Source organism: Rhodohalobacter sp. (assembly GCF_041686455.1).
Taxonomy (GTDB): Bacteria; Bacteroidota; Rhodothermia; order Balneolales; family Balneolaceae; genus Rhodohalobacter.
This window is the reverse complement of sequence record NZ_JAWLDW010000147.1, coordinates 1-5,850: the sequence shown is the minus strand read 5'-3', so window position 1 is coordinate 5,850 and position 5,850 is coordinate 1. Positions and strand designations below refer to the sequence as shown.

The 5,850-nt window shown below is 44.7% G+C and carries 6 protein-coding genes; 3 read left to right on the top strand and 3 right to left on the bottom strand.

Translation table 11 applies throughout. The features are described 5' to 3' along the window. From ACESM0_RS12370 to ACESM0_RS12360, 3 genes are all read right to left on the bottom strand, one after another. The coding region (locus ACESM0_RS12370; protein WP_372906517.1) for an SPFH domain-containing protein at positions 1 to 882 on the bottom strand (882 nt) is incomplete at its 3' end. Beyond that, a complete protein-coding gene (locus tag ACESM0_RS12365) occupies positions 879 to 1,832 on the bottom strand; it encodes an SPFH domain-containing protein (protein WP_372906516.1) in 954 nt (317 codons plus the stop codon). The genes ACESM0_RS12370 and ACESM0_RS12365, both read right to left, overlap by 4 nt. Before the next feature lie 2 nt (positions 1,833 to 1,834). Continuing rightward, on the bottom strand, positions 1,835 to 2,332 hold the full coding sequence (locus tag ACESM0_RS12360) for an NfeD family protein (protein ID WP_101073532.1): 498 nt from the start codon (positions 2,330 to 2,332) through the stop codon (positions 1,835 to 1,837). 259 nt (positions 2,333 to 2,591) lie between these two features. On the opposite strand from ACESM0_RS12360, the gene kbl reads away from it, so the two are divergent. The 3 genes from kbl (at position 2,592) to ACESM0_RS12345 (ending at position 5,816) form a co-directional block, all read left to right on the top strand. Beyond that, entirely contained in the window at positions 2,592 to 3,782 is a 1,191-nt protein-coding gene (kbl, locus tag ACESM0_RS12355; RefSeq protein WP_372906515.1) for a glycine C-acetyltransferase, read from the top strand. Positions 3,783 to 3,943: 161 nt separating this feature from the next. Next, positions 3,944 to 4,894 carry an NAD-dependent epimerase/dehydratase family protein gene (locus ACESM0_RS12350; RefSeq protein ID WP_372906514.1) on the top strand — a complete coding sequence of 317 codons (951 nt, stop codon included), beginning with the start codon at positions 3,944 to 3,946 and terminating at the stop codon, positions 4,892 to 4,894. Positions 4,895 to 5,192: 298 nt separating this feature from the next. Beyond that, the gene (locus ACESM0_RS12345) at positions 5,193 to 5,816 is read left to right on the top strand and encodes a trimeric intracellular cation channel family protein (RefSeq protein WP_372906513.1); all 624 of its coding nucleotides are present in this window, start codon (positions 5,193 to 5,195) and stop codon (positions 5,814 to 5,816) included. Positions 5,817 to 5,850: the final 34 nt, after the last annotated feature.

Below are 5,850 nucleotides of genomic sequence, written 5' to 3'. Positions count from 1 at the left end.
ATAGTTGGTAATATCTTTTGGTAGGATGATTTGATTTTCATCTTTGCCAAGCCCATCCAGTACTTTAAGATATTTCTGTTTTAACTGGAGTTTCATCGCTTCTTTTCCTTTTGGCTGTGAAATAGCTTCAGCAATCTGTTCGATGGAAACGGCGGTGGCTTCGGCAATCGCCTCAATTTCATTGGCCCACCCTTCGGCTTCGTTTATTCTGCGCTGCATTTCTGCCTCGGAGATGTTTACCATTTCGGCTCTTCTTCCCTGGGCGTCATTTACGTTCGAATCCCGAACCCCTTCAGATTTAGCGATTACGGCCCGACGCTCTCTTTCAGCCGTCATTTGGCGCTCCATCGCTTTTTGTACGGTTCGGGGAGTATTGATGTTTTTGATTTCATACCGATGCACGCGAATTCCCCATAATCGCTCCACATCTCCCAGTACTTCAACGACTTTCTTGCTCATCTTGGCACGCTCTTCGAATGTTTCATCAAGATCCAGGAGGCCAATTACAGAGCGCGTGGTGGTTTGTGCGAGCTGCACGGCGGCGTATCGGTAGTTGGTAATCCCATAACTCGCGTTCACGGGATCGACTACACTTAGATAAAGAACACCATCCACCTCAACTTTCACATTGTCTTTGGTGAAACATTCCTGGGGTTCTACCTCAATGGTTTCCTCACGCAGGTCCTGTTTGTAAACGACCTTATCCACAAACGGAATCAGGGCGTGAAATCCTGGACCAAGCGTTTTGTGATAGTTTCCGAGACGCTCTACGATGTGCGCGTATTGATTGGGTACAAGGCGAAGTGCCTGTAAAAATTTAAACGTCAGATAGATCGCAAAAATCGCCAGTACAACCTGGCTAAACATATTTAATGCACTCATGATGTTGGCCCCTGTGGATTAGCTGATGAAGATGAATGACTGTTTTGAGTGTGTCGCTTAAGTGTTCCAACGCCCTCAAAAAATGTTTTCAGGTTGGCAGTTTCTGTTGGCAGAACTGAAACATTTGTACTCTTAATAATTTTACCGAACTGGTCGATATACTGCTCTACAAGTTTAGTCTTGACGGCCATATCACCGCCCGGTTTTTCAATAGCTTTGGAAACACGCCGGATTCCATTAGCAGTAGCGGTAGCAACCAGTTCAATCTCTTTAGCACGTCCTTTTGCTTCATTAATTCTTTTCTGCCGCTGAGCTTCCGATATTAAAATCTGGCTTTGCTGCTCTCCCTTTGATTCGTTAATCCGTGCTTCCCTGTACCCCTCAGAATTTGTGATTTCAGCACGCTTTTCACGCTCGGCCTCCATCTGCTTCTCCATGGTATCTACAATATCATTGGAGGGACTAATATTTTTAATCTCGTACCGCATGACTTTAATTCCCCAGGGATCGGCGGCCTTATCGATCTCTTCCACAATATTCTCGTTCATCATATCCCGTTCCGAAAACGTATCGTCGAGCGTAATTTTACCGATTTCGCTCCGCATGGTGGTTTGCGCAAGATTAACTGCCGCGGCTATGTAATTCGAAATTCCGTAGCTGGCGCGGTACGCATCCATCACCTTAATGTAGATCAGCCCGTCAACGGCCACTTCAATATTATCTTTGGTAATACAGGTTTGGCTCGGTACATCAATCACCTGCTCTCGCATCTCCTGCCGGTATGCGGCACGATCAACAAAGGGTATCATAAAATGAAAGCCCGGAGATAGCGTTTTTTTATATTTTCCAAGACGCTCCTGGATGACCTCTTCACGGAACTCCACAATGATGAAAAGTCGAGTTATAATCACAAAAAGGATTGCAAAAAATATGAGTAGTGCTGTCCACATAATCAGTTTCTATTTCGGTTTTTAAGTTGTTCTTTTGATGGCTCTTTTACGCCCAGGGCTTCAACAATCCAGGTTGTGTTTTCGCGGTATTGGATTCGTACTTTTTCACCCGCTTTGATGGTGCCGTCAAGAGATTTGGCTCTCCAGCTAGTTCCGTCAAGCCGAATTCTCCCACTGTTATCCTCTTCATTGATCTCTTCAATAACTTCCACTATCTGATCCATCGCCTCGTAATCCTCGTCTGCATATTTAAAATAGCTCTCCGGCTTTAAGTATTTTTTTATGAACGGACGAATTGCAATGGTAAGGACCACGGACAGTATCAGCCATACGGCGATAGAGGCTCCGGTACTTGAAAGAAGTCCTAAAAACCGAAGCACACCGACAGTTATTCCACTGAATCCCAGGAATAGGGCAACACCTCCCGGAAGAGCCAATTCGAGCAGCATCAACAAAAGGCCGCCACCGAGAAAAATCCAGGTAAGAAGATCTGCATCCATAAAGAAGGAATAGATTAATGATTTTTGGTTAGATAGGGATTTGTACGGTTAAAATCTACAAAGGTTATCCAATAAATTATGATCTGTTAAAGATCTAATATCTTTAGATCTACTTACTCAAATAAATTTTACCTCGGTTCGATTTTAGAATGAGGATTGATAATCTCTAAATACGATGTTACATCTGCCAAAAGACTCCTCATTTTTTCTTATTTTCAATTCGAAAATAGAGCAACTCATCAAATAAATCTGCCACAACATGTATTCAAATCTGAAAGACGATCTGCAAGCTGAACTGGATCAAATCAAAAAAGATGGACTGTATAAAGTGGAGCGTGTCATAACAACGCCTCAGGGTGCCGTCATCAAAACGACGAAAGGGGCTGAAGTAATCAATTTTTGCGCAAATAACTATCTCGGATTGTCGTCTGATCCGCGGGTACTTGAAGCCGCAAAGAAAACGATTGATGAGTACGGTTATGGGATGTCGTCGGTTCGATTTATTTGCGGAACGCAGACGATTCACAAAGAGCTGGAAGCAAAAATCTCGGAGTTTTTAGGTACTGAGGATACGATTCTTTACGCTGCTGCATTTGATGCTAACGGAGGAGTTTTTGAACCGCTTCTTGGAAAAGAAGATGCCATTATTTCCGATCAGCTGAATCACGCTTCTATTATTGACGGGGTACGGTTGTGTAAAGCGCAGCGATACGTATACAAGCACAACGATATGGCGGATCTTGAAGAGCAGCTGAAAGCAGCTTCCGGTGCGCGGACAAAAATCATCGCTACAGACGGAGTCTTCTCGATGGACGGAACGATCGCCCAGCTCGACAAGATTTGTGATCTGGCCGATAAGTACGACGCTTTGGTGATGAGTGACGAGTGCCACTCTACCGGATTTGTAGGGAAAACCGGTCGTGGAGTGCACGAATACAGAGATGTGATGGGGCGGGTGGATATCATTACCGGAACGCTGGGTAAGGCACTTGGCGGCGCATCCGGCGGATTTACAGCTGCCCACAAAGAGATCGTGGATATGCTGCGGCAGCGTTCACGGCCATACCTCTTTTCAAATACACTGGCTCCTGCCATCACCGGGGCATCCATTGAAGTGTTGAAACTGTTGAGTGAAACAACGGAATTAAGAGACAAGCTGGAAGATAACACTACCTATTTCCGAAAAGCGATGACAGATGCCGGATTTGATATCAAACCGGGGAATCATCCCATTGTGCCGGTAATGTTGTACGATGCAAAAGTATCGCAGGATTTTGCAGAAAAACTTCTCGAGAAAGGAATTTATGTGATCGGTTTTTACTACCCGGTTGTGCCAAAAGGCGAAGCAAGGATTCGGGTTCAATTATCGGCTATCCATGAAAAAGAGCATCTTGATAAAGCGATTGAAGCATTTACGGACGTGGGCAGGGAATTAGAGGTGTTGAAATAACAAATACCAAATTCCAAATATCAAACTCCAAACTTGAACCTGTTTGGGATTTGGTGCTTGGGATTTGGAATTTAAATCGATTCATTTGCGTCAAGTCTTCTCCATATTCAGGAGGGGAGAATTCTACCATAACTGAAATTGAGATTAATTAAGATTATAGAATGAGCAAAATTTTAATCACCGGCGCTTGCGGGCAGCTGGGGAGTGAGCTGACCTCTGAACTGAGAAATATCTATGGGACGGATAATGTAATCGCTTCTGATATCCGGGAACCGAATGAATACATTGGTGACGGCCCGTTTGAACATCTGGATGTGATGAATAAAGGGCGTATTGAAGAGGTAATCGAGAAGTATAATATTACTGTCTTATATCATCTTGCTGCGCTGCTCTCAGCCAATGCTGAAAAAAATATCGATCTGGCTTGGAAGCTCAATATGGATGGCCTTCTTAATGTGCTGAATATTGCGAGGGAGAAAAATTTGGAGAGAATTTTTTGGCCAAGCTCAATTGCCGTTTTTGGTCCCGATGCACCCAAAAAAGATACGCCACAAAACACCGCAACCAATCCAACCACGGTTTACGGAATTACGAAAGTGGCCGGTGAGCAGTGGTGTGCCTATTTCTACAACAAGTTTAGCGTTGATGTGCGCAGTCTTCGCTATCCGGGTCTGATTGGCTATAAATCCCTGCCCGGCGGCGGCACGACCGACTATGCTGTGGATATTTATCACAAAGCGCTAGCCGGGGAAACGTTCACCTGTTTTCTAGAAGCGGATGCAGCTCTTCCGATGATGTACATGAGCGATGCGGTAAAAGCTACGATCGATCTGATGCAGGTTCCTGAAGAAAAGGTGAAAGTGAGAACCAGTTACAATGTCTCGGCGATCAGTTTTACACCGGAGGAGATTGCCAACTCCATCAAAAAACAGATTCCTGATTTTGAAATTGAATATGAACCGGACTATCGACAGGAGATTGCCTCCTCCTGGCCGGATAGCATTGATGATTCGGCAGCCCGTTCCGACTGGGGTTGGAAGCATGAGTTCGACCTCGATAAAATGACGGCAGACATTCTCGAAAACTTACCTCAGATTATCGAAAAGGCATAAGCAGTAGATGGTCAATGATATATAAAAGTTCTATGGATCTTCGTAATTGAAAAAGCAAAAAGTTAATACCCTGCGAAACTTTGCGCTAAACTCAGCGAACCTCTGCGAAAAACAAGAACTTTAATTCAAATCAGATTCACGTAGCAGGGCAAAAGGTCGTGAATCGAGTTATTGAATTTTTTGTAGAAATTTAAAAATGGTTTCTCGCAGAGTAAAGCAAATGATCCGCTGAGATTCGCAGAGTGTTCCGTGCCATTCCGTTTTTCCGTGGCAACTTAAACCTCAGAATATTGAGTTAATGTCCATCCAACCCGAACAAATCATACTCATCATAGAAGCTGCTGGAACGTTTGCGTTTGCTGTTTCCGGAGCTACAGCAGCTATTCGCAGCCGGTTTGACCTGTTCGGAATTTTTGTCCTTGCTTTTGCGACTGCCATTGGCGGCGGTACCATTCGTGATGTGATGATCGGCAATTTGCCTGTCAACTGGCTCACCGATACACTGGCCATAACCTCCGTCATCGCCGGATTTATTTTTACTCTTCTCATTTACAGGCGAATGAAAAAACTAGAAGGCTGGCTCTTCGCGTTTGATGCAGCCGGACTCGGCCTGTTTACCGTGATGGGAACTCAGATTGGGCTGGAAGCTGGGATGAGTGTGGGTATCTCAATCGCCTTAGGAACAATCACCGGATGTTTTGGAGGAGTACTGAGGGATGTACTGGCAGGAACCAAACCACTCATTTTTCAGGAAGAGATCTATGCGATGGCTGCAGTCACGGGCGGAATTATTTTTACCTTAATTTTGAACTTTTTTGATGCACTTTTTGTGGCCCAACTAACCGGAATCGTCGTGATTGTGTTGATCCGGGTCATCGTGGTGCGATATAAAGTGGGGCTGCCGAGAATGAATGTCGATTAAGAACAAACCTGACAGCACCCACCGGATCTGTCAG